This is a genomic window from Thalassospira xianhensis MCCC 1A02616 (genome assembly GCF_003326475.1).
Lineage (GTDB): Bacteria > Pseudomonadota > Alphaproteobacteria > Rhodospirillales > Thalassospiraceae > Thalassospira > Thalassospira xianhensis.
Genome location: NZ_JPWA01000003.1, coordinates 207,704 through 233,263 on the forward strand (window position 1 = coordinate 207,704; position 25,560 = coordinate 233,263).

Sequence of the window (25,560 nt, forward strand, 5' to 3'; positions counted from 1 at the left end):
ATTATGCAGCTTTTATGAAAGCCTCATAATTAATGTGTTCGGAACTCGTGTATGACTATCCGGGTCCGCTGAAGGTTTGTAAGAGGAAGAGAAAATAATGTTTAATGTCGTCCGCAAGGAAATGCAGTGGGGCAATGCCAAGCTGGTTCTCGAAACCGGCAAGGTCGCGCGCCAGGCCGATGGTGCTGTCATGGTCACCTATGGCGAGACCGTTGTGCTTTGTACCGCTGTTGGCGCGAAATCACCGCGCCCGGATATCGACTTTTTCCCGCTGACCGTGAACTACCAGGAAAAGGCATTCGCTGCCGGTAAAATCCCGGGTGGTTTCTTCAAGCGTGAAGGCCGTCCTTCGGAAAAGGAAACCCTGGTTTCTCGTCTGATCGACCGTCCGATCCGTCCGCTGTTCCACCCATTGTATCGCAACGAAACCCAGATCGTTTGTACCGTTCTGTCGCATGACATGGAAAACGATCCGGACGTGGTCGCCATGATCGGTGCTTCTGCTGCGCTGACCATTTCCGGTCTGCCGTTCCTCGGCCCGATCGGTGCCGCACGCGTCGGTTACAAAGACGGCGAATACATCCTGAACCCGGCGACCGAGTCGATTAAGGAAAGCGACCTTGATCTGGTTGTTGCCGGTACCCGTGACGGTGTGATGATGGTTGAGTCCGAAGCCAGCGAGCTTTCGGAAGAAATCATGCTTGGCGCTGTTAAATTCGGTCACGAACAGTTCCAGTCGGTTCTCGATCTGATCATTTCGTTGGCCGAAGATGCCGCGAAAGAGCCGCGCGATATCGCAGAACTGCCGGAAGGCTATGATGCGCTGGTCGAAAAAGTTGCTGCCCTTGGCACCGATGGCCTGACCAAGGCATACAGCCATGTCGTCAAGCAGGAACGTTCGGCTGCTGTTTCCGACGCCAAGGCTGCCATTGCCGAGAAACTGGCTGAAGAAGAAATTGCTGATGCCCTGAAAGGCAAAGTTTCTTCGATCATCAAGGATCTGGAAAAAGACATCGTTCGCGGTGCGATTCTGAAAACCGGCAAACGTATCGATGGCCGTACCGGTGCCGACGTTCGCCCGATCCTTGGCGAAGTTTCGGTTCTTCCGCGCGCACACGGTTCTGCGATCTTTACCCGTGGTGAAACCCAGGCACTTGCCGTTGCCACCCTTGGTACCGGTCAAGACGAGCAGATCGTCGATGCGCTGGACGGGGAATATCGTGAAAACTTCATGCTGCACTATAACTTCCCGCCCTACTCGGTCGGTGAAGCTGGTCGTATGGGTTCGCCGGGCCGTCGTGAAATCGGTCATGGTAAACTGGCTTGGCGCGCCCTGCACCCGCTGATGCCGGGCAAGGATGCGTTCCCTTACACCATCCGCATCGTTTCTGAAGTCACCGAATCAAACGGTTCGTCCTCGATGGCGACTGTTTGCGCAACTTCGCTTGCGATGATGGATGCCGGTGTTCCGCTGGCACGTCCGGTTGCTGGTATTGCCATGGGTCTAATCAAGGAAGGCGATGATTTCGCCGTTCTGTCCGACATCATGGGTGATGAAGATCACCTTGGCGATATGGACTTCAAGGTTGCCGGTACCGAAAACGGTATCACCTCGCTCCAGATGGATATCAAGATCACCTCGGTGACCCCGGATATCATGCAGATCGCACTGGGTCAGGCCCGTGACGGCCGTCTGCACATCCTTGGCGAAATGTCCAAAGCGCTTCCGGAAGCCCGCGGGGAAGTTTCGGGCAATGCACCTACCATCACCCAGTTCTCGATCCCGCGTGACAAAATCCGTGACGTTATCGGTTCGGGCGGCAAGGTCATTCGTGAAATCTGCGAAGAAACCGGTGCAAAGGTCGATATCGAAGACGATGGCTCGATCACTGTTGCACATACCGACGGTGCAAAAGGCAAGCAGGCTGTCGATTGGATCAAATCAATCGTTGCAGAACCTGAATTGAACCATATCTATGATGGTAAGGTTGTTAAGGCTGTCGACTTTGGCGCATTCGTCAATTTCTTTGGCGCCCGCGACGGTCTGGTCCATATCTCCGAACTGGCGCAGGAACGCGTCAAACAGGTTTCGGATATCGTCAAGGAAGGCGATGCGGTCAAGGTCAAGGTCATTGGCTTTGATGATCGCGGCAAGATCAAGTTGTCGATGAAACGCGTTGACCAGGAAACCGGTGCCGATCTCGAAGCCGGCGACGCTGAATAATCCGATCTGATAGACCGGACGGCGATAACAACAACACGCCGTCCGGTTTTCCAAATGCGATGCCGGGGCATCGCTGGCGATGAAAAGCCGAATGGGAGAGACGAATTTGAAAGCCCTTAAACCGCTCGTCATGTCGGGAAAAGAGGTCTTGCCGCTGATTGAAGGTGGCAAAGGTATCGCTGTTTCGACGGGTAAAAGTTCCGGCGCGTGGGCAGCTGCTGGTGGCATCGGGACGTTTTCCGCCGTCAATGCCGATTCTTATGACGAAAATGGCAATTTGGTTCCGGTCGAATATGCCGGAAAAACCCGTGGTGAACGCCATCAGGAACTGATCGCCTATGGTATCCGCGGCGGTATCGCCCAGGCACAGATCGCACATGAAGTGCGCGGCGGTGAAGGTCGCCTGCATATGAACGTTCTGTGGGAAATGGGCGGTGCGGAAGAAATTCTGCGCGGTGTGCTTGAGGGTACCAAGGGTCTTGTCCACGGGGTGACCTGTGGTGCGGGCATGCCTTACAAGGTGTCGCAGATCGCAGCCCAGTACGGGGTTCATTATTACCCGATCGTGTCATCGGCGCGTGCTTTCCGCGCATTGTGGCTGCGGTCGTACAAGAATACTCCGGAATGGCTGGGCGGTGTGGTCTATGAGGATCCGTGGCGCGCTGGCGGTCACAACGGTCTTTCGAATTCCGAAGATCCGCTGGTGCCCGAAGATCCGTTCCCCCGTGTTGCAGCCCTTCGCGAATACATGAATTCAGTCGGTCTGAACGATGTTCCGATCATTATGGCCGGTGGCGTCTGGTTCCTGCGTGACTTTGAAGATTGGCTCGACAATCCGGAAGTCGCCCCGGTGGCCTTCCAGTTCGGGACCCGTCCGCTTCTGACCAAGGAAAGCGAGATTTCCGAAGAATGGAAAAACCGTTTGCTGACGCTGCAGGACGGCGACGTCTCGCTGCATAAATTCAGCCCGACCGGTTTTTACAGCTCGGCTGTTCGCAACGACTTCCTTGAAGATCTGCATCAGCGTTCCGATCGTCAGGTCCGTTATTCGCGTACCGCAGAAGCTGATCTTCATGTTGGTATTCCGCTGGGCCGTCGCGGTCGTCCGATCTATGTCCGCGAAGACGATGCCGACAAGGTTCGTGCATGGCTTGATGCCGGTTATACCGAAGGCATGCCGACACCCGATGAAACCATGGTGTTTGTCACGCCTGACAGTGCGCTGACGATCAAGAAAGACCAGATTGATTGCATGGGTTGCCTGTCGCAGTGCCAGTTCTCGAACTGGGAACAGCATAGCGGCACCACCGGAAAACGTGCCGATCCACGTTCTTTCTGCATTCAGAAAACGCTTCAGAACATTGCGCATGGCGCGATGGTTGAAAACGAACTGATGTTTGCCGGTCACAATGCCTATAAATTTGGTGAAGACCCGTTCTACACCAATGGCTTTGTACCGACCGTCAAAGAACTGGTCGACCGGATCGCCACAGGCGATTAAGCCAAATGTTGGTCCTGCATGGATCGAAATCAGAAAAAGGGGCCGTTTTGGCCCCTTTTTTAATGTTTTGCCGATGAAACGGCATTGAAAATTGGGATGATTGGAGTTGATCAAAATCAAAGAAAGGCGCGTCTTGGTTCCCTAATATACGCTTGGATTTGATCGGGAACCGGGAATTGACCGGTCCTGAAAAGCGTATGAAGGGACAATTTCATGACGACGAACCCGCGTCCTTACACCCATGCTTTGAACCGTCTGAAAGAAGCCGGTTTGCGCCCGACCCGTCAGCGTCTGGCATTGGCCCGACTGCTGTTTGACAATGGTCATCGGCACATCACCGCCGAACAGCTTCATTCCGAAGCCATGAGTCAGAATGTCAAGGTATCACTGGCGACCGTTTACAATACGCTGCACCAGTTTACCGAAGCGGCGCTTCTAAATGAAATCGTGATCGATTCCGGTCGGTCCTATTTCGATACGAACACGGCCCCACATTACCATTTCTATTGCGAAGAAGACGGCATGCTAAGCGACATACCCGCCGAAGCGGTTCAGCTTGCACGCGTCCCCAATATGCCGCGCGGTACTGAACTGGCATCGGTTGATCTGGTGTTTCGTTTGCGTCGCCAGTCGGCACGCAGTGCTGCCTGATTGTCGTCTGATTGACGTATCAGGCAGTGATGTGTCCCAATTGTAGCGGTGCGGTGACAACGAAATGACGGGTCGATGAAAACCGCCCGAAATGGCGCGAAACGTCCCTTCAGTGCTTGACGGGCAAGGTTTTCAAGACAAATACAGAGGCGACGGTTCCGTCTGGAACTGTCGCTCTTTTTTTGCCGATATGCGTGACAGCAAAACTGCAAGATCCAGACTTCAATGACAAAAAAGGAAGCCCGTAATGGTGCTCAAGGGAACACGGACCGAGGAACTTCTTCGTGCGGCATTTGCCGCTGAGGCCCAGGTCAATCGCCGTTATCTCTATTTTGCGCAACAGGCCGATATCGAAGGCTATCCTGAAATCGCCGAGATGTTCCGTGCAACGGCCGAGGCCGAAACCGGCCACGCATTCGGTCATCTCGAATTTCTCGAACAGGTCGGGGACCCTGCGACCGGGCAGCCTATTGGTACGACCCGGCTTAATCTTGAAGCTGCATTTGCCGACGAACAGAACGATGCCAAATCGCGTTATCCCGAAATGGCCCGCATCGCCCGCGAAGAGGGCTTTAACGATATTGCCGATTGGTTCGAGAGCCTGTCACGGGTTGAAGATGCCCATGCTTCCCGGATGGAACGCGCACTCGCATCCTTTGGCACTGTTTCCGAACCGGTGGAATGAGGTTGAAGACAATTCGACGATGCTTTTACAGATATAGCGCGGTTCTGCTGTTTGTGACGGTAATGGCACCCATTGCCGCCATGGCACAATCTGTTGCGCTTGACGATATTTTGACCGATGCCGGGCGTTTGGAGCCCTTGCAGGCGGTTATGGTTGCCCACCGTGGTGAGGTAATCGCACGGCAGGGCTATCACGGCAGTTCCCCCGATCAGTCGGCCAATATTAAATCCGCATCAAAATCGATTATCTCGGCATTGGTTGGCATCGCGATTGAACGGGGTGTTTTAACCGGCACTGATCAGAAAATCGCACCCTTGCTGCGTGATCAGTTGCCAGCCGATCCTGATCCGCGCCTGTCTGACATTACCATCGGGCATCTTTTGTCGATGCAGGCCGGTTTGGGGCGGACATCGGGGCAGTATTACGGCGAGTGGGTCGCGCAATCAAACTGGGTGCGTGCTGCCCTTGCTCGTCCTTTTGCTGACGATCCGGGCGGAGATATGCTGTATTCAACCGGTTCAAGCCACCTGCTATCGGCCATCCTGACCCGTGAAACCGGAAAAACCACACTGGAACTGGCGCGTGAATGGCTGGGGCCGCTGAATGGTTTTGCCATTACGGCTTGGGATCGCGATCCGCAGGGAATTTATTTTGGCGGTAACCAGATGGCGATGAGCACCACATCCCTTCTGGCTTTTGGCGAACTTTACCGCAATGGCGGGCGTGCTCCGGACGGGACACAGATCATCACGCAGGACTGGATTAATCAAAGCTGGCAGCACCGGACAAATTCGCGTTTTACCGGTGATGAATACGGGTATGGCTGGTTCATGCGCGATATTGCCGGACAGGATGTAATCTATGCCTGGGGATATGGCGGGCAGATGCTTTACATCGTTCCCGCACTTGAATTGACCGTGGCGATGACATCGGACGAAACCAAACCATCGGCCCGTACTGGTTACCGTGATCGGTTGCATGGTTTGATGGCCGTTATCATTGACCGCGTCGCGGCAGAGACAAGCTGAACGAATTCAGCCTGCCTGATTGGATGACTATTGCCAGTTATTGGGCGGCGATGCGTTCCGCCGGATATTCGGCAACCGTGCCGGGGGTCAATGGGCCGCGCAGGACAATATGGGGATGACCAAGCGAATTGTGTTCGACATGCCCGTCAACCTGATAAACGTCGCGCAGCAGATCACGGTCAATAACCTTGGCGCATTCGCCAAATGCCACCATACGGCCATTGCGGATTGCCATGGCGTGATCGCAATATTGCAGGGCATGGTTAAGGTCGTGAATGGCGATCAGGACAATCATTTTTTGGCGCTTGGCGATATCTCGCATGAAGGACAGGACCTCCATCTGGCGATGCAGATCGAGGGCCGAGGTCGGCTCGTCCATCAGCAGGATTTCGGGTTCACGCACCAGCGTCTGGGCAATGGCAACAAGCTGCCGCTGACCGCCGCTAAGCTCGCCCAGATTGCGCGCGGCCAGATCGGAAATTCGAAGGGCGGCCAGAATATCATCAATCCGAGCCAGTTCTTCGGCCTGAACGCGTAGTGACGATCCCTGCTTGGCGGCCAGAATAACCGACTCATATACTGAAAGAACGGCGTTCGAGCCGGTATCCTGTGGCATGTAGCAAATCGTGTTGCGGCTATAATTCGCCGTTTCGACATGCACTTTGCCGCCACCCTTGGCAAGACCGGCAACGCGTTTGAACAGGCTTGATTTTCCTGCTGCGTTCGGCCCGATGACGGCAATCACGTCGCCACCTGTCAGAACCGGCGTACTGACACCGGAAACCACATGGGTACGGCCGTAGCGGGTGCCAAGGTCTTCAAGACGAAGTGTTGTTACCATGATTTCCTCCGGCTTGCGAAAATCAGCGAGAAGAAGAACGGCACGCCGACAAGCGCGGTAATTACCCCAATTGGCAGGATCGCGCCGGGGATCAGAAGTTTTGACAGAACCGACGTTGCCGACAGGATCAACGCCCCGCATAGTACCGATGCCGGCAGGAAGAAACGCTGATCCTCACCGACCAGCATACGGGCGATATGCGGCCCGACCAGACCGATGAAACCGATGGTCCCGACAAACGAAACCGGGATTGCCGCCAGCATACTGACCAGCAACATGGTTTTGAGCCGCAGCGACTGGACATTCACCCCGAAACTTTCCGCCTTGGCATCGCCTAACCGAAGGGCGGTCAGTGCCCAGGCCTGACGGGTAAACAGCGGCAGGGCGATGGCAACGGCAATGGCCGTGATGGCAACCTTGGACCAGGTTGCCTTGACCAGGCTGCCCATCGTCCAGAACACAACTGCGGCCAATGCCTGTTCGCTGGCAAGATATTGCAGCAGGGCCAGAAGCGCGTTGAAGGTAAAGACCAGCGCAATCCCCAAAAGGACGATGGTTTCAACCGTAACACCGCGCATGCGGCTGAAAAAATGAATGATCAGCGCGGTTCCCATTGCCATGACAAAGGCATTGATCGGGATGATGAATTCGACAAAGGCAGGCAGGATCGCAACGCCAAGAACCAGCGCCAGAGCAGCGCCAAAACCGGCTGCGGCCGAAATGCCTAACGTAAAGGGGCTGGCAAGCGGGTTGGCAAGGATGGTCTGCATCTGGGCACCTGCGGTCGAAAGGGCGGCACCGACGGTCAGCGCCATCAGGGCGACAGGCATGCGGATTTCCCAGATCACGACGCGCAACTGATCGCTGGCATCCGATGGGTTTAATAAGGCAAAGATCACGTCAGACAGCGGATAATTGGCCGGTCCGGTTGCCAGATCGACAGCAAAGGACAGGAACAGCGCAATCGTCATGCCGGTAAGGATCAGGACACGACGCAGGGAGCGCGCCTTGTAATGCGCGCTCCCTGCCGGAATGGTGGTTTGATCGGAGATCATGGAAATCAGTTCTGATCGCTAACGGAAACGAAATAACCCGGCTGATACGGCGTTGACAGGAACCGCTCATGCAGTTCGCGGAACGATGCCTCCGGGTCGATATCGGCAAACAGATCCGGATGCAGCCATTTTGCCATCTGTTCGATAACCACGAACTGATAGGGGCTGTTATAGAACTGGTGCCAGACCGCATGAATTTTACCGTTTTCAACGGCTTTGATGCCGGTGAATGCCGGGCGGTTCATAAGGTTTTCAAGCTTGCGATGAGCTTCTTTCATGTCTGCATTCGGGCCGAGTCCGACCCATGCACCACCCGGTGAATAGGCTTCCCAGCTTGCGCCGGTTGCAATGACCTGATCGGGGTTTGATGCAACAACCTGTTCGGGGTTGATCGTACCGAAGGTGCCCGGAATGATTGTTGCAGCGATGTTGGTACCACCGGCAATCTCAACCATTTTCCCAAAGTTTTCATTGCCAAACGACATGCAGCATTCATCGGAAAAACCGGCTGCGCGTTCGATGAAAACGTCAGGTTTGGCTGGATTGGTCTTAGCAAGGCGATCGGTCACAATGGCGATTTTATCGTTGCGGAATTTGATGAATTCCTCGGCACGGTCCTGTTCACCGGTGATGGTGCCCAGGATGCGCATGCTGGTATCGGTGTTTTCAATCGGGCGTTCGCGGAAATCGATATAAACCAGCGGAATGCCGACCGCTGCCAGCTTTTCGTCAAGGGCCGCGTCTTCGGTGGCTCCCTTGGCTTCAAGGTTCATCACGATGACGTCGGGTTTCAGGGCGATGGCCTGTTCGATATCGAATGTGCCATCCTTGATTCCGCCGAAGGTCGGCAGATCATTAATGGACGGGTATTTGGCGGCATAGATGTCATAGGTCTGCGGATCGGCCTTTTTCAGGTCATCGCGCCAGCCAACGACTCGCTTGAACGGTTCTGCGCTATCAAGCGTTGCAAGGCCGTAAATCAGGCGGCCTTCGCCAAGAATAAGCTTTTCTGCCGGAACCTTGACCGAAACTTCACGCCCGGCCACATCGGTGATCGTGACGGTTTCTGCTGCGTGGACGGTCCCCGCGACCATCAACGCAACCGCAGCAATAGCGCCAAAAAATTTCATTCCCGTACCCTTGTTTAGGATTGCCTGACCGCGGCATTATCATTTAATGAGAATGCAAATCAATACTTTTCGCATTAATTGATTTTTTTATGGATTGGATGGTATTTGTGCCGATATCTGTCGGTGTGCGGTTCCCGCAAGATCGCGCAAACTTTTCGCAGATATGGGCCATTGGGGGACGACCGGACGATGACAACGCATTCAAGCAATTTCAATCTGCGTGACGAGATCAAGGAATACTGGTCCATGCGCGCGGCAACGTTCGACGAACAGCCCGGGCATGAGATTTTTTCAGATCAGGAACGTCTGGCGTGGCACGACCTGTTTCGCCGTCATCTGGGCGACGGGACCGGCAAAAGTGCGCTTGACCTTGCCAGTGGCACCGGCGTTATCAGCCATTTGATGCATGATCTGGGGTTCGAGGTTACCGGGCTTGATTGGTCCGAAGCGATGCTGGAAAAGGCGCGGGCCAAATCGAAACTGCGTCAGTCCAATATCCAGTTCATCCTTGGCGATGCGGAAAACACGCTTGAAGACGATAACAGCTATGACGTCATCGTCACACGGCATCTGGTCTGGACTCTGGTGGATCCGGCGGCGGCCTTTGCTGAATGGTTCCGGGTTTTGAAACCGGGGGGCAAGCTTCTGGTGGTGGATGGTGATTTCGTCTCGCCCACCTGGATCAGTAAGCTAAACAAGGCGATGACGGGGTTCCTGCAATCCATCGGGTTGAAACGCGATGTTGCCGAAATCCCGCAGCTCAAGACCCATCGCGATATTCTTGCGCGCGTTCATTTTTCCCAGGGTGCCCGTGCTGACGAAGTGACATCAATGCTGAAAACCGCCGGGTTCGAACCGGTGATGGCCGATTTCAACATGCGCCAGATTCACCGCGCCCAGTCAAAGCATCTTACGCTTGCCAAGGGTCTGGAACGTGGTGCCCAGCATCGTTACGCCATCTGCGCGACCAAACCTTAAAAGGCCACTTGGGCCGGTTATGAGCGGCCTGAAAACAGGGCAATGTCGCTGCGCATCGGGGTCCAGACGATAATCTCGCGCGGGATCGCAAGAAGCCCCGGCAAACTGTCCCAGAAGGCCTGCCGATAGGGACGGTGCATCTGTACTTCCATCAAATCTTCCAGATCGGCCCACGTTTCATACAGCATGAAACGGTTGGGTTCGTCCGGATGATGATGCAGGAAGGCATTGATGAATGTTGCCTCATAGCGCATCGCATCCAGAACCGGGTGAAGCAGGGCAAGAAAGTCATCTTCCCTGCCCGGTTTGATGGTCAGGATAACGGTGCCGGCAATCGGGCCTGTTTCGGTGTTAACGGTTGCATTCATGATCTCGGCCTTCGGTCTGATTTCGATATTGACCGGGGCAGGTTATGACAGGTCGGGAAGCAAAACGATTACCTGACAGGTAATGAGCCTAATCAAGTTTGATGCTGATTTCGGTTTTGACCGAATTGGCAAGGAAGCAGGCCTCGTGGGCGGCGTGATGCAGTTCGGCCTCGATCTCTGCCGTCGGTGCCGTGCTGGCATAGGTAACCTTGGGGCAAAGTTCGACCCGGGTGATGACTGTTTTGCCGTCCTGCATTTCCATGACGCCGGTTGCAGCATCGACATAGCTGTCGACAATGATTTTCCGACGCGATGCGAAATCAAGGAAGAACAGCATGTGGCAGCTTGAAAGGGCGGCGACATAGGCTTCTTCGGGATCGACATTTTCGGCGACGGAATAGGGCAGCGGCACGACATGGGGGGATGACGATGCGGGGACTTCGACCCCACCGTCAAACCGCCAAAGATGACCGCGGCTATAACGGCGGTCAGCAAAGTTTGCGCCGTCGCGTTGCCATCTGACTTCTGCGCCAAAACTGCTCATTGCGGGGCTCCATTTTCGGGGTGCTCGACAAGTTGTCGTGAGGTGATGCTGATGTGTTTTTCAATGATTTCAACGGCCTTGCTAACATCGCCAAGGTTACATACGGCCAGCAGGTCATTATGTTCTTCGTAAAACGCTTTGCGCGCCTGTGATCCCGGAGGCTGCCGGTGATAGGAACGGCGGGCTTCGCGGCGCAATTCGTCAATCATCTGTAACAGGCGACCATTGTCACACGGGGCATACAGGGTCCGGTGAAAAGCGATATCGAGCTCCTCGATGATGGCCGGGGCTTCTTCTTCAAAAAGATCGTCGTTCAAACGGATCGCCTTGCGCAGGTCGCGTTGTGTCAGATGCGGGATCGACAGGATCAGGGCGGTTGATTCCAGCGAAATGCGGATTTGTGATAGTTCGCGGGCCTCGTTGGCACTTAAGCCGTTTACCGCGAGGCTGCGGTCGGATCGTTTGGTTAGCAACCCGTTTGCCAGCAGCCGTTCCAGCGCCTGACGCACAGGTTGGCGGCTGACACCGAACCGTTCGGCCAGCCGTTCCTGTTTCAGGGTTGTGCCGGGCGCAAGGGTGCCGTTTTCGATTTCGCTTTGAAGCGTTTCAGTGATTTTATTTGGATCCATGGATCCAAAGTCGTGCAAATTTGCCGAAGAGTCAAGTGGGTTCCGTTGGCGTGAGTTCACCCGAAATTTGATGCGACAGCATCGTAAATCCCGCGCGCATTTTATTTGTATGAGGATTTAACCCGCGGCATTGTGGAGGTGGTGTGGGCGTCGGGCGTTTGCCCGAGGGATGCTCAAGGGCTCCGGGGGTTAAGGGGGGCTATGGCGGACATTCCCTCGGATTATTGGGCCGGGATGGCTGCGGTCAGGGTGCTATTGGCCGGGGCGGTTTTGGAGACGAAGTCGATCACGCGATTGACCGCATTGTCGATATCCTCGTTCAGGATGCCATGGCGATCGGAGTCCAGGACCTGGATATCAAGATGGCTGCATCCGGTGGCGTGGCGTTTGATCAGGGTCGCACTGGCGGGATCTACGACCTGATCGCCATCGCCCTGTAAAATCAGGATTGGACAGGCAACATCGGGCAGACGGTTTTGCATTTCGGCAACCGCCTGACGGAGATTGTGCAGACCGCCAATCGGAATGTTGCGGTAATTGATATCGGGATGTTCGGATTCGTTAAGCCGGAAACTGAGCATTTCCTGTGCCGAGGGTACCCAGCCCATTAGTTTGTTCGCACCATAAAGCAGCGGCACAAACATCAGATTGCGATTGCGGAATTTAAGCGGAGTCGATGCCATGACGAGCCCGACCAGTTTTTCGGGCCGGTCAGCCGCCAGAATGGCCGCAAGCGCCCCACCGGTTGAAAAGCCGACAATGATGATGTTGTCGCAAAAGGCCGACAGGATTTCATAGCCGCGCCGAACCGATGCCAGCCAGTCGCCCCACGGACGTTTTTGCAACTCGTGCGGTGATGTGCCGTGCCCGGCAAGGCGGACTCCCATCACGGCATAATCGCGTGCGGCCAGCCGATCACCAAGATTTCGAAGTTCCGCCGGGGAGGCAAGGAACCCGTGGACGACGAGAACGCCGGTGGTGAAATGTTCGTTGCCATTAGGCAGCAACAGATAGGGGCGGCTATCGGCGGTTGCAGTTTCCTGATCATTGATCGCGGCGTATTTGGGTTTCTGGTATTTGGCGCGGTTCCATTGCCATGCACGGATTTCATCATCAAAACGACGTTTGGCGAAATCGCGTGGTGTCAGATGATCGACTTCGTCCCGCGCCTTTTCAAGTGCAGTCCAGGCGGCGTTGATCGGTGCCATTTCATTGGCGTAGACCATCACCGGATTGTCCATGCGGATCTGATCAAAGGTGGCTTCTTCCTGCAATTTCGGCAGGAAGCAATATTTACCTTCGGACCGTTCGATCAGGCCAAGATGAACCGCGGCATCAATATATTCGCGAATCTGCGGGCATTTCAGATCAAAGATGCCAATATAATCAGCCGGGTTGCGCATGCCGCGATGCAAATGAATGCCTTCGGCCTGCTGGACATTCTTGATCGCCAGATAAAGTGTGCGGTCAAAATGGGCGATATCGACCTCGGTCACGCCATCAGCCAGCCACATCATGATCAGGCGCGATGCCAGATGACTGACATTGAGTGTCAGGTTGGAATACATCACACCCATGCAGTGATCGCGAAGCGGGTTGATATGGCGGCTAATGGCATATTGGGTGATGCGGTCGGGTATTTTCTCAAGCGCTTTGGCCGGACGAAAAAGGTCATCGATGCTGTTTGCGGTTTCAACCCGGTGGGCCAGCATGCGCCGGTCAATCCAGTTGAATTGATGGCGCGGATCAACCGGATCGCCAAGCCGGATATCCATATCCGTGCGTTTGAACAGAAGATTGCCTTCGATAATCAGTTCTTCGGCCATCTTGGGGCTAAGTCCGCCAGCAAAAAGATCTGCGCCCCGCGCCAGAAGGTTCTGGTCAACACGCAACGGGTGAAAGGTGATGTTGGCCGGAAACATCAATGTTGGCTTGGCAAGGGCGGCTTTGAGAGTTTCGGGCGTGGTATCAATCGCATCTGCCCAGCGATCAAGCTCGTCGTGTTTGCCCTTATCAAGCAGCATCGACAAACCGATCTTGAAGCCGTCAATGCAAAGCCCAAGCAGCGCCGCCCCGGTATGATGGGCGCGCCGTTGATCGGCAGAACGGGAATAGATGCTGTAATCCGGGCGTTTGGGATGTGGGCGTTCGGCAGCAAGAACGCGCCGGTCCTTGACCATGCCACCCTCGGGAAAGATCACGACCTTGCCGCCGCGCAGGATTTCCTCGGCCAGGAACGGCAGCAGACGTTCGTAATCGTTGGGGACACCGCCAAGTGCGCGCAGATAGCGTGAAAACCGGTTGTCTTCGACAAAAAACTCGCCCGATGCGATAGAGCGGCAGAACACTCCGGTTTCGAGCGCGATCAGATATTGCGGGATGAAGGTTTCAAACCGGGCGAAATGGTTGAACATGAAAATATCGCCCTGCGCCAAATGATCCCGGTCGCCATGCATCTTGATATTGATGTCGACTTTGGCGCGCAGCGCCGTCATGGCCCGAATGGTCCATTCGCAAGTCTGGTTGCGGATCGCGAATTGCTCGCGTTCGATTTCCCGGAAGTTCTGACGCATGGGTGTTTCCGCCCCGAAGGCCTGAATGCCAAATTGATCGGCGTTATGATTAACTGCGGTCGTTTCCTTTAGGTCCTGATGCCTAAAACAAATATGTGTTTTCCTGAGGGGTTTGAGAAGGCCAGATACACGCATCAGGCGAACAATCTATGGTACGTGCCTTTGCCTGTCCCTATACTCATCGCGACATTTCAAATACCGTTCCGTCCGGATAGCAGGCCATTTCGCCCCAAATATGGCCATCAAAGATCGCTGTTAATTTAGCTGTCCGGTACAAGATGATCCCGCCCCGTCATGAAAACTGGAAAATCCGTGCTGCCACCAACCGCCGAGCCACCCCGGAAATCAATCTTTCAGGATCGAAACTTTGTCCTGTTTCTGGTCGGGCAATGCATCACCACCCAAGGACTTTGGGTACAGAAAATCGCCATGTCGTGGCTGGCATGGTCATTGACCGGATCACCATTCTGGACCGGGTTGATTGCCGCCCTTAATTTCGCCCCTGCCTTTATTCTGGGGCCGGTTTTTGGCGTGATGGCGGACCGGGTCAATCTGCGCAAAACGGCGGTGACCCTGAACCTGATGATGGCAGCAACCGCATTTCTGTTGATGATCCTGTCGATGGCAGGGCAGATAAACCTTTTCTGGATGGTGGTTCTGGCCGGGACGAACGGGGTTTTGGCTAGCGCGATGACGCCAGTTCGGCTTTCACTGGTGCCGGTGATTGTCCAGCGGGAGTTTATGAGCCGCGCCGTGGCCTATGCGGCGATGAATTTCAATATATCGCGTCTGGTTGGTCCGGCGGTTGGTGGTGTGGTGATCGCGACATGGGGTACCGGGGCGGCATTCATGATCAATGCGGCATCCTATATCCCGATGATCTTTGTTCTGGCGACTGTCAAAATCCATGTCGAACGGGCACCTGATGCCAAAAGCAAACGGGTGCTGGCGGCGCTTGTCGACGGGGCGAATTACGCCATTCATCATCCGATGATCCGCTCGGTTCTGGCGCTATCCTGTTTTGTCGCACTGGTGGGCACGGGCATGGTGGAACTGATGCCGGTCTTTGCCGAGGCGGTCTATGACCGCGGCGTCACCGGGCTTGGCATGCTGGCATCGGCAAGCGGGGTCGGTGCAGTGGCATCGACATTCATGTTGTCGAGGATCAAATCTGATCCGGTCGCCTTTCAGCGGGTGACAATCATCGGTGCTTTTGCTGCGGGGTGCGGCATGCTGGGTCTTGGTTTTGCACCTTGGTACGAGCTTGCGGTGATGCTGGTGGCGATTACCGGTTTTGGTCTGACAGCGGTCGGAGTCGGGTCGCAAACCGCATTGCAGTTGACCGTCGATAATAAATTGCGTGGCCGGGTGATGAGCTTCTGGAGTGCGACGAGTTTTGGCGGGATTGCTGTTGGCGGCATGATGCTTGGCGCGATTTCCGAGGCAGGGCATATTCAATATACGGCGCGCGGGTCGGGGGCATTGATCCTGTGCGCGGCGATTGTCGGACTTTGGCGTTTATATCGTGTTGGTACAACTGATGCGAAATCTGCCACAGAAACGGCAAAATGATCGGGTTTTTCGGCGTGCTTCGTAAACGCTTGTTTAAAACTCGTCGGGTTACGGTGCCAGAGTCAGGACCTTTTAAATCATCGTGCCTTTTGGGGGAATATCGCATGCGGCTGGCCGTCGTTATCGGATTTTGTATGCTTGTATCGGGATGTTTTGCATCCGCAAGTACGCCGAAACCCAATAGCGGCCTTGAAAGTGACGGCGTTTCGACTGTCACCAATGTCAGCCTGCCGTCGTCGCGCCTGCTGCCTTTTGCGCCCACCGATGAATTTTTGCAATGTGTACCCTATGCACGCGCGGTTTCCGGGATCGAGATTTATGGTGATGCCTGGACCTGGTGGGATCAGGCGAAAAATACTTATAGCCGTGGCAAAAAACCCGAAGTCGGTGCCGTTCTGGCGCTCAAGAAAACATCGCGTTTGAAATACGGGCATGTTGCGGTGGTTGCCGCCATCCTCGACAGCCGCAAGATCATGGTCAATCATGCCAACTGGGGAAGTGATTCGCGTACGCGGGGCAAGGTGCATTATCGCCAGCCGGTTGTCGATGTTTCGCCCAATAATGACTGGTCGGAAGTGCGGATGATGAACACGATTGGCACATTCGGCCGGGTTTATCCGGCGCATGGATTTATCTATCAGCCACGCGAAACTGCCGAAGTTCAATAGGTCGCTTGCTCCTTCCTTCCTGCTTCTCTGCCTGTTTATAAAAAATGGCGAAGGCCCGACTGAGGGACGCTTCGCCAAGGTGAACTTTGCGCGGGTGGGTCGCACAAGTTCGGGGGTTGATTTGGGTATTGTCAGGCCGCCGACGCCGGAACCGGCCCAAGCGCGGCAAAAAGGGCGGTATCGCTATCTTCCTGCGGGTTCGGCGTGGTCAGAAGTTTTTCGCCGTAAAACACCGAATTGGCTCCCGCCATCAGGCACATGATCTGGGCTTCACGCGTAAGGTCGGTGCGCCCGGCCGAAAGGCGGACGGTTGATTTCGGCATGGTGATGCGTGCGGTTGCGACCATGCGGACCAGTTCAAGGGAATCAACAGGGGGCCGCTCGGCAAGTGGTGTTCCGGCCACAGGCACCAGTGCATTGATCGGCACGCTTTCAGGGTGTGGGGCGAAACCGGCGAGGACCTGAAGCATCGATGCCCGGTCCCGGATGCTTTCGCCCATGCCGATGATCCCGCCACAGCAAAGATCAATCCCGGCGCCGCGCACGGCGGCCAGGGTATCAAGCCGGTCCTGATAGGTCCGGGTCGAGATGATCTGACTGTAATATTCCGGGCTGGTATCGAGATTGTGATTGTAGGCGGTCAATCCTGCCCCGGCGAGGCGTTCGGCATGGCGGGTTTCAAGCATGCCAAGGGTCACGCACGCCTCCATGCCAAGACTGCGCACACCACGCACCATTTCGATCACCGCATCAAAGGCCGCGCCATCGCGCACGCGTCGCCATGCGGCCCCCATGCAGAAGCGATCCGCCCCGGCCGCCTTGGCGCGGGCCGCCATTTTCAAAACCATACCGGGGTCCATCAACTGTTCCTTGCCCAGATTGACCTCGCGGTGGTGGGCCGATTGCGGGCAATAGGCGCAATCTTCGGGGCAGCCGCCAGTTTTGATCGATAGCAGGCTGGCCTTTTGCACGGCATTGGGATCGTGATGGGTGCGATGGACCGCGCTGGCGCGGCCCATCAGTTCAAGCAGCGGCAGACGATAGATCGCCTCGATCTCGTCCACTGTCCAGTCGTGGCGGATGGTTTGATCGACTGCCGGATTTTGTGCGGGAAGACTGTTCATCAGGCGTTGCCGCCTTTATTGCGTTTGACCAGGCGGGTGCAGGCCGCACTGCCAAGGGCAACAAGGGCGATCTTGATGGTGTCGCCCAGAATGAACGGAGTGAAGCCGTATTCGGCAACCTTTTCAAGCGGCACAAAGGCGGCAAGCCATGCAAGGCCCAGAACATAGACCGGGATCATACCGGCCATCATGATGCCAAAGCGCGCCAGCGTGCCGCGCCCCTGCGCCAGTGCGCCGACCAGCCATGAGGCAATCAGATAACCCAGAAGATAGCCTCCGGTCGGTCCGACCATGTAGGCAAGCCCGATGCCGCGTTCCGGTGTTCCGGCAAAGACCGGCAAGCCTACTGCACCGGCCGCCAGATACCCCAGTACCGTTGCGCAGGCGACGCGCGGCCCGGTCGCCAGTGCAATTGCCATGATCGCCATGGTTTGCAGGGTCATCGGCACCGGCCAGAAGGGAACGGTGATCTTCGCACTTGCGGTCAGAATGGCGACCCCGGCCAGAACCATCAGAATGTATTTCATTCCCGACGATATACGGGGTTCGGCCGGTTTGGAGACTGCATTGCTCATGGTGATTTCATCCTCCTCAGGATCGGATTCAAAATTATAGATAAAAAACGAATCTCATCTATTAATTACGCCGCGACAGGAAGGTGAAATCAATCCCCAAAATAGATAATCGGGTCAAATTGGTGAATATTTGTGGATGTTTACGGTTAGTGCATTGATTTTAATACAATATTTTTATCTATAAAATAGAAGACTGCACGTGAGCAGCCGCCCTGCATTCCCAAAAGGCAGGCTGGGTTAAGTTTGAACCGTGGATTTTGTGTTCGGGAGGGGTCAGGAAAGGGTTTAAGGGCGGGTTTTGGTGCCCGGCTTGGTGCCAATCCATTTGACGTGACGGGCAAGGGTGGCGGCGGCAACATCAAACTGCCGTTCGCGCAACGCCTTGAGGATCGCGCGGTGATCCTGATCGGTGGGGGCTTCCCATTCCATGCGGAAGCCCGAAAACAGGAAACGGGCGCTTGCGGCGTGCAGATCGTCAATGGTTGCCAGCAGGCGGGGCATGCCGCACGGGGTCAGGATCAGGCGGTGGAAGGCACGATTGGCTTCTTCCCATGCCCGGACATCGGGGGCATTTTCCCCCGCGCGGTTGATTGCCTCGGCCTCGTCCAGAATGGCGCTGGTCAGGTGCGGGGCAGCATGGCGAAGGGCGAGGACTTCGAGGGATGCGCGCATTTCAGCGACTTCGCGGACTTCGGCGATGTCAAAGCTTGCAACCCGCACACCGCGGCGCGGTTCGCTTACGACCAGTCCCTGTGCTTCGAGGCGGCGAAAGGCTTCGCGCACCGGTACGTGGCTTGCGCCGAATTCCTCGGCACAATGGTCCTGCCGCAATTTCGTGCCTGGCGCGATATGCCCGGCAATAATGCGGTCGGCCAGTTCGCGGGTGATCCTGCCGGTGACGGTATTATCGATGTCGCTTTTCATGATTTTATAGATAATTTGCGCGCCCGAGTTTGTCGAGCGCGCATATCCGCAGCCGGTAAATTAATTGTTTGATATCAGAAGGTTTGTTTAGCAGTTCGGGGCACAATGTTCGTCCGGCATATCTGCGAATGCTTCGCGGAGCGCCTGCGACCAGGCGTCCGAAAGGGCCTTGAACCCGGCATCTTCGGCATCAATCCGGCGATGTTCGGAGAAATGGCATGATCCTTCGGGTAGGACGGCAAGATCAAGCGGCATGCCGACCGACAGGTTGGACCGCAATGTTGAATCCATCGACAGCAACGCGGCCTTGACGCCATCGGCAATTGGCGTTTCCGGGGTGATCACGCGATCAAGGATGGGTTTGCCGTATTTATGTTCGCCGATCTGAAGGTAGGGCGTGTCTTCGGTGGCCTCTATAAAGTTGCCCGCCGCATAGACCAGAAACAGGCGCTGTGCCCCGCCCTTGCGCTGTCCGCCGACCATGATGGAGGCCGAGCTGCTTTCCTTGCGTTGTTCGAGCGTGTCCTGATATTTGTGCTGCACTTTCTGCATCGCTTCACCCATCAGTTCGGCAACACGGAACATGCTAGGCGCGCTCAGGATACAGTTGCCGGGTTCGGTTTCCGGGTTGTCGATGGCTTCCTGAAGGGTGCTCATCACGGCCTGAGTGATGGCAAGGTTGCCGGCCGTCAAGGCCACGATGGCGCGTTCACCGGGAACTTCCCAGGTGAACATCTTGCGATAACGCGAAATGTTATCGAGCCCGGCATTGGTTCGGGTGTCGGAGAGGAATACCATCCCCTCATCGAGCATCAAGCCCACGCAGTAGGTCATCTTCTATTCTCGGGTCCGGCTATTGCTGTGATTGCGCAACGATGACTGTTACATCCAAATTCTCGTTCGCACCACCAGTATGTACACCCCGTATAGGTGTGGCACCCTGTGCATCAAGTCCAGACCCCAGGCGAATATAATAATCAGTCGGGCAGCAGCGGTTTGCCGGGTCAAACCCGACCCAGCCCAGTTCGGGAAGATAAAGTTCCGCCCATGCGTGGGATGCTTCGTGGGATTTGCCATCCTGATCGGCAAACAGATAACCCGATACATAGCGCGCCGGGATGCCAAGATGGCGGGCCGCCGAAATCATGACATGGGCGTGATCCTGACAGACACCCTGGCCATCGGCCAGGGCATCGGCGGCGGTGGTGTGAACATGGGTGCTGCCCGGCACATAGGCGACGGCATCAGAAACGGCTGCCGAGAGGGAATGCGCCCGTTCAAGCAGGTTAGCCGCACTGGTTTTCTTTTCGACCTTGGCGGCCATTTTACGGATGGCCGCACTGGATTTGGTCACCGGGGTTGAGCGGAGGAATACCGCCGGAAAGGCACGTTCCTTATGCCCGCGTAGAACACCGGCCGTATCAATGGTTTCAACTTCGCCGGACACAACGACATTGACGGAGTCAATCGGGCCGCTTGCGGTCAGGGTGCTGATGGTATCGCCATTGCCATCGATAAATTCGGAGTTGATCACACATCCCTCGGCCTTGATCGACCAGCGGACGACTTTTTGTCCGTCAAACTGGGATGGCGTCAGTTTCAGGCTTTGCACCACATAGCGTGCCGATGGCGAGAACCGGTAATGGGTGCGGTGTTCAACGGTCAGACGCATCTTACTGGCTCCCGAAATAATAGGTTTCGGCAATTGCCGAAGACAGGACCTGATTTCGTTTAAGGAAATCGGAAAGGAATTCGTGCAGACCCTGGCTGAAAATTTCTTCCATCCGGCTTTGGGTCAGCAGCGAATAGGTTTCCACAGCCAGACTATGCACCGGGCTTCGTTGACCATAATGGCGGGCCAGATGTTCCAGATGGTTGGTGATCTGTTCGGAACAATGGGCCAGTGACCGGGGGCTGAACGGGTTGAGGATCAGGAAATGCGCGATGCGATAGGGAGAATAGTCATCGCGATACACCCAGTGGAAGGCGCGCAAAGACGACGCCGCGCGCAAAACCGTGGTCCATTGGTAATTATCGACCCCGTCACCAACCATGCTGGTTTCCGGCAGCAGGACGTAATATTTCACGTCCAGCAATCGTGCGGTGTTATCGGCGCGTTCGATAAAAATGCCAAGACGGATGAAATCGTACCCGTCGTTACGCAGGATTGTTGAATCGGTTGCTCCGCGGAACAGGGCACCCTGCCGTTTGACCCAGTCGATGAATTCCGGCAGGTCGGTTTTTGCAAGGTTATGCATTGCCGTCCGGCGCAGTTCCATCAGGGCATTGTTCAATGCTTCCCACATTTCCGCGGTTATGGCAGTGCGCATGGCGCGCGCATTGGCACGTGCATTTTCAAAGCAGTTCAGGATCGAAGACGGGTTGTCGCGATTAAAGATCAGGTAATCGGCAACCTCGGCCTGCCGGAGCGGCATGTCGGGATCATAGCCCTGTGCGCAGCCCGAGGCCGAGAGAACCGACGCCCATTCCGACCGGTTGCCGTCGCCTGCGGCCGGCATCAGGGCCATGCGATAACCCATTTCCATCAGTCGGGCCATGTTTTCGGCCCGTTCCACGTAACGGGACAACCAGAAAAGGTTGTCAGCTGTACGACTAAGCATGTGTGACCTCCCTTTTCTTAATCAGCCATGATCCATGTGTCCTTGACTCCGCCGCCCTGCGACGAGTTCACGACAAGTGATCCTTCGCGCATTGCCACACGGGTCAAACCGCCCGGCGTCAGGCGAATGTCATCGCCGACAAGGCAGAAGGGCCGGAAATCGACATGGCGCGGGGCGATGCCGCTTTCAACGAAGGTTGGACAGGCAGAAAGGGCAAGGGTTGGCTGGGCAATGAAATCGCCCGGATCGGCCTTGATGCGTTCGGCATAGGTAGCCTGTTCTTCCTTGGTGGAAGCCGGGCCAACCAGCATGCCGTAACCGCCCGAACCGTGGACTTCCTTGACGACCAGTTCACCAAGATTTTCCAGCACATATTTCAGATCATCGGGATTGGCGCATTTCCATGTCGGGACATTGTTCAGGATCGGTTCCTGCCCAAGGTAGAATCGGATCATGTCCGGAACATAGGTATAGATCGCCTTGTCATCGGCGACACCGGCACCCGGTGCCGAGCAGATCGCAACTCCGCCAGATCGATAGACATTCATCAGGCCGGGAACGCCCAGAACAGAATCGGGCCGGAAACAGAGCGGATCGATAAAGGCATCGTCGATCCGGCGATAAATCACGTCAACCCGGGCGGGCCCGCGCGTTGTGCGCATATAGACGCGGCCTTCGGACACGAACAGATCCTGCCCTTCGACAAGTTCAACACCCATCTGGTCGGCAAGGAAGGAATGTTCGTAATAGGCGCTGTTCATCGCGCCCGGTGTGAGCACCACGATATTGGGTTCGCGGTCGCATCGTTTGGGGGCGATGCTTTTGAGCGTTTTATGGAGCATGTCCGGATAGCTTTCGACCGGTTCGATCCGCAATTTCGAAAACAGTTCCGGGAACATCCGCATCATGATTTCGCGGTTTTCGAGCATGTAAGACACGCCCGACGGGGTGCGGCAATTATCTTCCAGCACATAGAAATCATCCGGCCCGACGCGCACGACATCAACACCGACAATGTGGCTGTAAACCTTCCGCGGCGGATCAATGCCGATCACGGCCGGTTCAAACGCGGCGTTTTTAAACACCAGATCGGCGGGGATAATCCCGGCCTTGATGATTTCAGCGTTGTGATAGACATCATACAGGAATGTGTTGAGCGCGCGTGCGCGCTGCTTGACGCCGCGCTCAAGCTTGCGCCATTCCGTGGCGGTGAAAATGCGTGGAATAAGATCGAACGGGATCAGTCGTTCCGGATCGCCACCTTCGCCATAGACCGCGAAGGTGATGCCGATTTTGCGAAAGAGTGTTTCTGCCTCAAGTCGCTTTTGCTGGAGGGTCTCGGGCCCGCTGGCCTCCATCCAGTCAACCAGTGCGCGATAAGGTTCGCGTACTTCATCGTTCATCATCATTTCGTTGAACATGCACACTCCCCTTGCTTATCCTTTGATTAAAGGCGGGGCCATCGCTAGTGGTCAAGCATGTTCACGGTTGAAATGATTCTTTTTTCGGCAAAAGAGGGGTTTGCTGAAAAAATGAACTGGCGTGTTTTGTCGATTGCGTAAAAAACGGGCGTTTTACGATTCTGTTACGGTTTTGCAGGCCGCAAGACATGGGTGTGATCGGCGGCATACAGGCGGGAATCGGTGAAATCCTTACGCCCAAAGACCTCGCCAACCATGATCAGGGCCGTCCGGGTGATCCCGCTGCCTTTGACCTTGGCGCGGATGTTGCCAAGCGTGCCGTGGATGAATTGCTGATCGGGCCAGGTGACCCGATAGGCGACAACAACCGGGCAATCCTCGCCGTAATGCGGCACCAGATCACGAACGACATTGACCAGATTATTGATCGACAGATGCACCGCAAGCGTGGCACGCGAACGGCCAAGTTCGGCCAGACTTTCGCCTTCGGGCATGGCGGATGACCGCATGGCGGTGCGCGTCAGGATCACGGTTTGCGAAATGTCAGGCAGGGTCAGCTCTGCCCCCAGCTCGGCGGCGGTGGCGGCATAGGCCGAAACACCCGGCGTGATGTCATAGGGAATGCCAAGGTCATCCAGACGGCGGATCTGTTCGGCAATTGCGCCATAGATCGCCGGATCGCCGGAATGCACGCGTGAGACATCCTGTCCCGCGGCATGTGCCGTTTCAATCTCGGCCAGAATTTCGTCAAGGTTCATCGGTGCGGTATCGATCACGCGTGCACCGATAGGGGCGGATTTGACAATTTCCTCGGGCACGAGCGACCCGGCATAGAGACAGACCGGGCATTTTTCGATCAGCTTAAGCCCGCGAACGGTGATCAGATCGGGGGCGCCGGGACCGGCACCGATAAAATGAACGGTCATCAGTTTGCCTTATCGTTTTTGGGGTCATTTTTGGAGTTATCGAGGCTGTGGACGGGTGCGTTGGCCGCGTCCGGCCCCTTTTTGGCATAGCCGCGCGGGGTATAGACCCAGCTGTTTTCACCGCGTGTGATGTGTCGGCTGTTACTCGATCCGACTAGAACGGTGGTCAGCATATCGACCATATCGACTTCAAGTTTCGCGAGCGAAACGACCGTGATTTCCTCGTCCGGGCGGCCAAGCTGCCGACCCAACACAACCGGTGTTTCCGGCCCGCGATGTTCAAGCAGGATGTCGCGCGCCTGTGCCAGAAGATCACGGCGACGTTTGGATACCGGGTTGTAGAAGGCAATGACAAAATCGCCCTCGCCCGCAGCCTTGAGACGACGCAGGATATCCTCGCGCGGGGTCAAAAGGTCCGAGAGCGATATCGCGCAGAAATCATGTCCCAGTGGTGCACCGATCCGTGATGCGGCCGCCTGAAGGGCGGAAATGCCCGGCGATACCTGCACGGCAACCCGGTTCCAATCAGAACGATCTTCGCGATCAAGCAATTCGAACACAAGTGTCGCCAGCGCATAAATCCCGGCATCGCCCGACCCGATCAGCGCAACGTCCCTGCCAGTGGCGGCCAGTTCAAGCGCGTGTCTGGCACGGGCCTCTTCGGCGCCCAGATCGGAATGATGGCAGGATTTTCCATCAATCAGGGATCCCAGCAGATCAAGATACATCTGATAGCCGACAATATCTGTCGCACGCGAAATTAGGCTGCTGGCTTCGGGGCTGCGCCAGCCGGTCTGTCCGGGGCCGATGCCGACAATCGACAAACGTCCCTGCGGACGGCCAGATTGCAGCGGATCAATATCATTGCTGGCAAGCCCGATGGCACAAGTGGCCCGTTTTGATTTCTGTTTCGAAACGATCAAGGTGCCGTCCTTGCCGATCGTGGCAAGTGCTGCGCCCTCGGCAACGCCGTGACAGCCGGTTTCGGCAAAGACAATGTCGGAAGGGTTGGCAAGGCGGGGGGCTTCGGCTTCCAGTGTTTCAGCGTCATAAAAGCGTGCCGGGACACCCAGATGATCGGCCAGTGCGTGAACGGCGGCCTCATCGGCCTTAAGATCGATGGACACAATGCAGGCAACGCTTTGCGCACTTAGGCCGTTTGCGGCAAGGGTTTCGGTTGCGAGTTTGATCAACTCGTCCGGTTCGCAATGACGTTCGCATCCGACGCCAAGCGCCAGAACCGGTGGGTGATAGACAATCTCGTGATTGTTATTGTCGTCGCTATTCGTGTCCATCGCCTTGGCGGTGGCGCGAATGACGACCTTGCCAGTGTCGTTGCGTTCGATATTGCTGTTGGTTAGCCAGGCGGCTGATCCTGCCTCGATCTCGAACCGGGCGGTTTCACCGGCCAGAAGGGCGGCAGTGGCCGGTTTGGCTGCCTGCGGATTGGCAAGATGCCAGCCGACCGGCGGTTCATCAAGGGCCAGTCCCAGCATTGCATCGCCCGGCGTGGTGATTGCCG

Annotated in this window: 24 protein-coding genes; 8 read left to right on the plus strand and 16 right to left on the minus strand. The window is 55.9% G+C overall.

Annotation, left to right across the window (positions count from 1 at the left end; genetic code table 11):
• Nucleotides 1-97 precede the first annotated feature (97 nt).
• From pnp to TH5_RS04710, 5 genes are all read left to right on the plus strand, one after another.
• Nucleotides 98-2,224 carry a polyribonucleotide nucleotidyltransferase gene (pnp, locus tag TH5_RS04690; RefSeq protein WP_097053356.1) on the plus strand — a complete coding sequence of 709 codons (2,127 nt, stop codon included), beginning with the start codon at nucleotides 98-100 and terminating at the stop codon, nucleotides 2,222-2,224.
• 106 nt (nucleotides 2,225-2,330) lie between these two features.
• Nucleotides 2,331-3,725 (plus strand): NAD(P)H-dependent flavin oxidoreductase, encoded by a 1,395-nt coding sequence (locus tag TH5_RS04695; RefSeq protein WP_097053411.1) that lies wholly within the window; start codon nucleotides 2,331-2,333, stop codon nucleotides 3,723-3,725.
• Nucleotides 3,726-3,938: 213 nt separating this feature from the next.
• Nucleotides 3,939-4,376, plus strand: coding sequence for an iron response transcriptional regulator IrrA (irrA, locus tag TH5_RS04700; protein ID WP_097053355.1), 438 nt, complete (start codon nucleotides 3,939-3,941; stop codon nucleotides 4,374-4,376).
• A 247-nt stretch (nucleotides 4,377-4,623) separates the two neighbouring features.
• Nucleotides 4,624-5,061 (plus strand): rubrerythrin family protein, encoded by a 438-nt coding sequence (locus TH5_RS04705; RefSeq protein WP_097053354.1) that lies wholly within the window; start codon nucleotides 4,624-4,626, stop codon nucleotides 5,059-5,061.
• Between the two features lie 62 nt (nucleotides 5,062-5,123).
• Nucleotides 5,124-6,089: a serine hydrolase domain-containing protein gene (locus tag TH5_RS04710; RefSeq protein WP_114120889.1), complete on the plus strand. Its 966-nt coding sequence runs from the start codon at nucleotides 5,124-5,126 to the stop codon at nucleotides 6,087-6,089.
• A 37-nt stretch (nucleotides 6,090-6,126) separates the two neighbouring features.
• Here TH5_RS04710 and TH5_RS04715 read toward each other — a convergent pair whose 3' ends face one another.
• The 3 genes from TH5_RS04715 to TH5_RS04725 are packed head-to-tail and all read right to left on the minus strand — an operon-like array spanning nucleotide 6,127 to nucleotide 9,115.
• Entirely contained in the window at nucleotides 6,127-6,930 is an 804-nt protein-coding gene (locus TH5_RS04715; protein WP_114120890.1) for an ABC transporter ATP-binding protein, read from the minus strand.
• A complete protein-coding gene (locus TH5_RS04720) occupies nucleotides 6,924-7,985 on the minus strand; it encodes a FecCD family ABC transporter permease (RefSeq protein ID WP_082832772.1) in 1,062 nt (353 codons plus the stop codon). The genes TH5_RS04715 and TH5_RS04720 overlap by 7 nt, the downstream gene beginning before the upstream one ends.
• 5 nt (nucleotides 7,986-7,990) lie before the next feature.
• On the minus strand, nucleotides 7,991-9,115 hold the full coding sequence (locus TH5_RS04725) for an ABC transporter substrate-binding protein (protein ID WP_114120891.1): 1,125 nt from the start codon (nucleotides 9,113-9,115) through the stop codon (nucleotides 7,991-7,993).
• A 189-nt stretch (nucleotides 9,116-9,304) separates the two neighbouring features.
• Here TH5_RS04725 and TH5_RS04730 point away from each other — a divergent pair, with 189 nt between their 5' ends.
• Nucleotides 9,305-10,093, plus strand: coding sequence for a class I SAM-dependent methyltransferase (locus tag TH5_RS04730; protein WP_114120892.1), 789 nt, complete (start codon nucleotides 9,305-9,307; stop codon nucleotides 10,091-10,093).
• A 17-nt stretch (nucleotides 10,094-10,110) separates the two neighbouring features.
• On the opposite strand, the gene TH5_RS04735 is transcribed toward TH5_RS04730, so the two are convergent.
• From TH5_RS04735 to TH5_RS04750, 4 genes are all read right to left on the minus strand, one after another.
• Nucleotides 10,111-10,461, minus strand: a complete 351-nt coding sequence (locus TH5_RS04735; protein WP_114120893.1) for a putative quinol monooxygenase — start codon at nucleotides 10,459-10,461, stop codon at nucleotides 10,111-10,113.
• An 88-nt stretch (nucleotides 10,462-10,549) separates the two neighbouring features.
• Nucleotides 10,550-11,005 (minus strand): OsmC family protein, encoded by a 456-nt coding sequence (locus TH5_RS04740; RefSeq protein WP_114120894.1) that lies wholly within the window; start codon nucleotides 11,003-11,005, stop codon nucleotides 10,550-10,552.
• Entirely contained in the window at nucleotides 11,002-11,634 is a 633-nt protein-coding gene (locus TH5_RS04745) for a GntR family transcriptional regulator (RefSeq protein ID WP_114120895.1), read from the minus strand. Before TH5_RS04745 ends, TH5_RS04740 begins: the two co-directional genes overlap by 4 nt.
• A 221-nt stretch (nucleotides 11,635-11,855) precedes the next feature.
• Entirely contained in the window at nucleotides 11,856-14,207 is a 2,352-nt protein-coding gene (locus TH5_RS04750) for an alpha/beta fold hydrolase (protein WP_114120896.1), read from the minus strand.
• Nucleotides 14,208-14,501: 294 nt separating this feature from the next.
• Here TH5_RS04750 and TH5_RS04755 point away from each other — a divergent pair, with 294 nt between their 5' ends.
• Together TH5_RS04755 and TH5_RS04760 are read left to right on the plus strand one after the other, a co-directional pair.
• Nucleotides 14,502-15,779: an MFS transporter gene (locus tag TH5_RS04755; protein ID WP_114120897.1), complete on the plus strand. Its 1,278-nt coding sequence runs from the start codon at nucleotides 14,502-14,504 to the stop codon at nucleotides 15,777-15,779.
• A 104-nt stretch (nucleotides 15,780-15,883) separates the two neighbouring features.
• Nucleotides 15,884-16,447, plus strand: coding sequence for a CHAP domain-containing protein (locus TH5_RS04760; RefSeq protein ID WP_062960252.1), 564 nt, complete (start codon nucleotides 15,884-15,886; stop codon nucleotides 16,445-16,447).
• Nucleotides 16,448-16,578: 131 nt separating this feature from the next.
• Here the strand turns inward: TH5_RS04760 and bioB are convergent, their stop codons facing one another.
• From bioB to cobJ, 9 genes are all read right to left on the minus strand, one after another.
• The gene (gene bioB, locus TH5_RS04765) at nucleotides 16,579-17,571 is read right to left on the minus strand and encodes a biotin synthase BioB (RefSeq protein WP_114120898.1); all 993 of its coding nucleotides are present in this window, start codon (nucleotides 17,569-17,571) and stop codon (nucleotides 16,579-16,581) included.
• On the minus strand, nucleotides 17,571-18,146 hold the full coding sequence (locus TH5_RS04770; protein WP_114120899.1) for a biotin transporter BioY: 576 nt from the start codon (nucleotides 18,144-18,146) through the stop codon (nucleotides 17,571-17,573). The genes bioB and TH5_RS04770 overlap by 1 nt, the downstream gene beginning before the upstream one ends.
• Before the next feature lie 285 nt (nucleotides 18,147-18,431).
• The gene (locus TH5_RS04775; protein ID WP_114120900.1) at nucleotides 18,432-19,070 is read right to left on the minus strand and encodes a GntR family transcriptional regulator; all 639 of its coding nucleotides are present in this window, start codon (nucleotides 19,068-19,070) and stop codon (nucleotides 18,432-18,434) included.
• An 87-nt stretch (nucleotides 19,071-19,157) separates the two neighbouring features.
• On the minus strand, nucleotides 19,158-19,904 hold the full coding sequence (locus tag TH5_RS04780; protein ID WP_114120901.1) for a proteasome-type protease: 747 nt from the start codon (nucleotides 19,902-19,904) through the stop codon (nucleotides 19,158-19,160).
• A 19-nt stretch (nucleotides 19,905-19,923) separates the two neighbouring features.
• Nucleotides 19,924-20,742, minus strand: a complete 819-nt coding sequence (locus TH5_RS04785) for a transglutaminase family protein (protein ID WP_114120902.1) — start codon at nucleotides 20,740-20,742, stop codon at nucleotides 19,924-19,926.
• 1 nt (nucleotide 20,743) lies between these two features.
• Nucleotides 20,744-21,691, minus strand: a complete 948-nt coding sequence (locus TH5_RS04790) for an alpha-E domain-containing protein (RefSeq protein WP_085642849.1) — start codon at nucleotides 21,689-21,691, stop codon at nucleotides 20,744-20,746.
• Between the two features lie 17 nt (nucleotides 21,692-21,708).
• Nucleotides 21,709-23,112 (minus strand): circularly permuted type 2 ATP-grasp protein, encoded by a 1,404-nt coding sequence (locus tag TH5_RS04795; RefSeq protein WP_062960243.1) that lies wholly within the window; start codon nucleotides 23,110-23,112, stop codon nucleotides 21,709-21,711.
• Between the two features lie 164 nt (nucleotides 23,113-23,276).
• On the minus strand, nucleotides 23,277-24,038 hold the full coding sequence (cobM, locus tag TH5_RS04800; protein WP_114120903.1) for a precorrin-4 C(11)-methyltransferase: 762 nt from the start codon (nucleotides 24,036-24,038) through the stop codon (nucleotides 23,277-23,279).
• A partial coding sequence (gene cobJ / locus TH5_RS04805; RefSeq protein WP_114120924.1) for a precorrin-3B C(17)-methyltransferase occupies nucleotides 24,038-25,560 on the minus strand: 1,523 nt, incomplete at its 5' end. The genes cobJ and cobM, both read right to left, overlap by 1 nt.

Excerpts from the sequence above, each read along its gene's own strand:
- pnp (WP_097053356.1), top strand. The coding sequence starts at position 98 with ATGTTTAATGTCGTCCGCAAGGAAATGCAGTGGGGCAATGCCAAGCTG.
- irrA (WP_097053355.1), top strand. The coding sequence starts at position 3,939 with ATGACGACGAACCCGCGTCCTTACACCCATGCTTTGAACCGTCTGAAA.
- TH5_RS04705 (WP_097053354.1), top strand. The coding sequence starts at position 4,624 with ATGGTGCTCAAGGGAACACGGACCGAGGAACTTCTTCGTGCGGCATTT.
- TH5_RS04710 (WP_114120889.1), top strand. The coding sequence starts at position 5,124 with ATGGCACCCATTGCCGCCATGGCACAATCTGTTGCGCTTGACGATATT.
- TH5_RS04715 (WP_114120890.1), bottom strand. The coding sequence starts at position 6,930 with ATGGTAACAACACTTCGTCTTGAAGACCTTGGCACCCGCTACGGCCGT.
- TH5_RS04720 (WP_082832772.1), bottom strand. The coding sequence starts at position 7,985 with ATGATCTCCGATCAAACCACCATTCCGGCAGGGAGCGCGCATTACAAG.
- TH5_RS04725 (WP_114120891.1), bottom strand. The coding sequence starts at position 9,115 with ATGAAATTTTTTGGCGCTATTGCTGCGGTTGCGTTGATGGTCGCGGGG.
- TH5_RS04730 (WP_114120892.1), top strand. The coding sequence starts at position 9,305 with ATGACAACGCATTCAAGCAATTTCAATCTGCGTGACGAGATCAAGGAA.
- TH5_RS04735 (WP_114120893.1), bottom strand. The coding sequence starts at position 10,461 with ATGAATGCAACCGTTAACACCGAAACAGGCCCGATTGCCGGCACCGTT.
- TH5_RS04740 (WP_114120894.1), bottom strand. The coding sequence starts at position 11,005 with ATGAGCAGTTTTGGCGCAGAAGTCAGATGGCAACGCGACGGCGCAAAC.
- TH5_RS04745 (WP_114120895.1), bottom strand. The coding sequence starts at position 11,634 with ATGGATCCAAATAAAATCACTGAAACGCTTCAAAGCGAAATCGAAAAC.
- TH5_RS04750 (WP_114120896.1), bottom strand. The coding sequence starts at position 14,207 with ATGCGTCAGAACTTCCGGGAAATCGAACGCGAGCAATTCGCGATCCGC.
- TH5_RS04755 (WP_114120897.1), top strand. The coding sequence starts at position 14,502 with ATGAAAACTGGAAAATCCGTGCTGCCACCAACCGCCGAGCCACCCCGG.
- TH5_RS04760 (WP_062960252.1), top strand. The coding sequence starts at position 15,884 with ATGCGGCTGGCCGTCGTTATCGGATTTTGTATGCTTGTATCGGGATGT.
- bioB (WP_114120898.1), bottom strand. The coding sequence starts at position 17,571 with ATGAACAGTCTTCCCGCACAAAATCCGGCAGTCGATCAAACCATCCGC.
- TH5_RS04770 (WP_114120899.1), bottom strand. The coding sequence starts at position 18,146 with ATGAGCAATGCAGTCTCCAAACCGGCCGAACCCCGTATATCGTCGGGA.
- TH5_RS04775 (WP_114120900.1), bottom strand. The coding sequence starts at position 19,070 with ATGAAAAGCGACATCGATAATACCGTCACCGGCAGGATCACCCGCGAA.
- TH5_RS04780 (WP_114120901.1), bottom strand. The coding sequence starts at position 19,904 with ATGACCTACTGCGTGGGCTTGATGCTCGATGAGGGGATGGTATTCCTC.
- TH5_RS04785 (WP_114120902.1), bottom strand. The coding sequence starts at position 20,742 with ATGCGTCTGACCGTTGAACACCGCACCCATTACCGGTTCTCGCCATCG.
- TH5_RS04790 (WP_085642849.1), bottom strand. The coding sequence starts at position 21,691 with ATGCTTAGTCGTACAGCTGACAACCTTTTCTGGTTGTCCCGTTACGTG.
- TH5_RS04795 (WP_062960243.1), bottom strand. The coding sequence starts at position 23,112 with ATGTTCAACGAAATGATGATGAACGATGAAGTACGCGAACCTTATCGC.
- cobM (WP_114120903.1), bottom strand. The coding sequence starts at position 24,038 with ATGACCGTTCATTTTATCGGTGCCGGTCCCGGCGCCCCCGATCTGATC.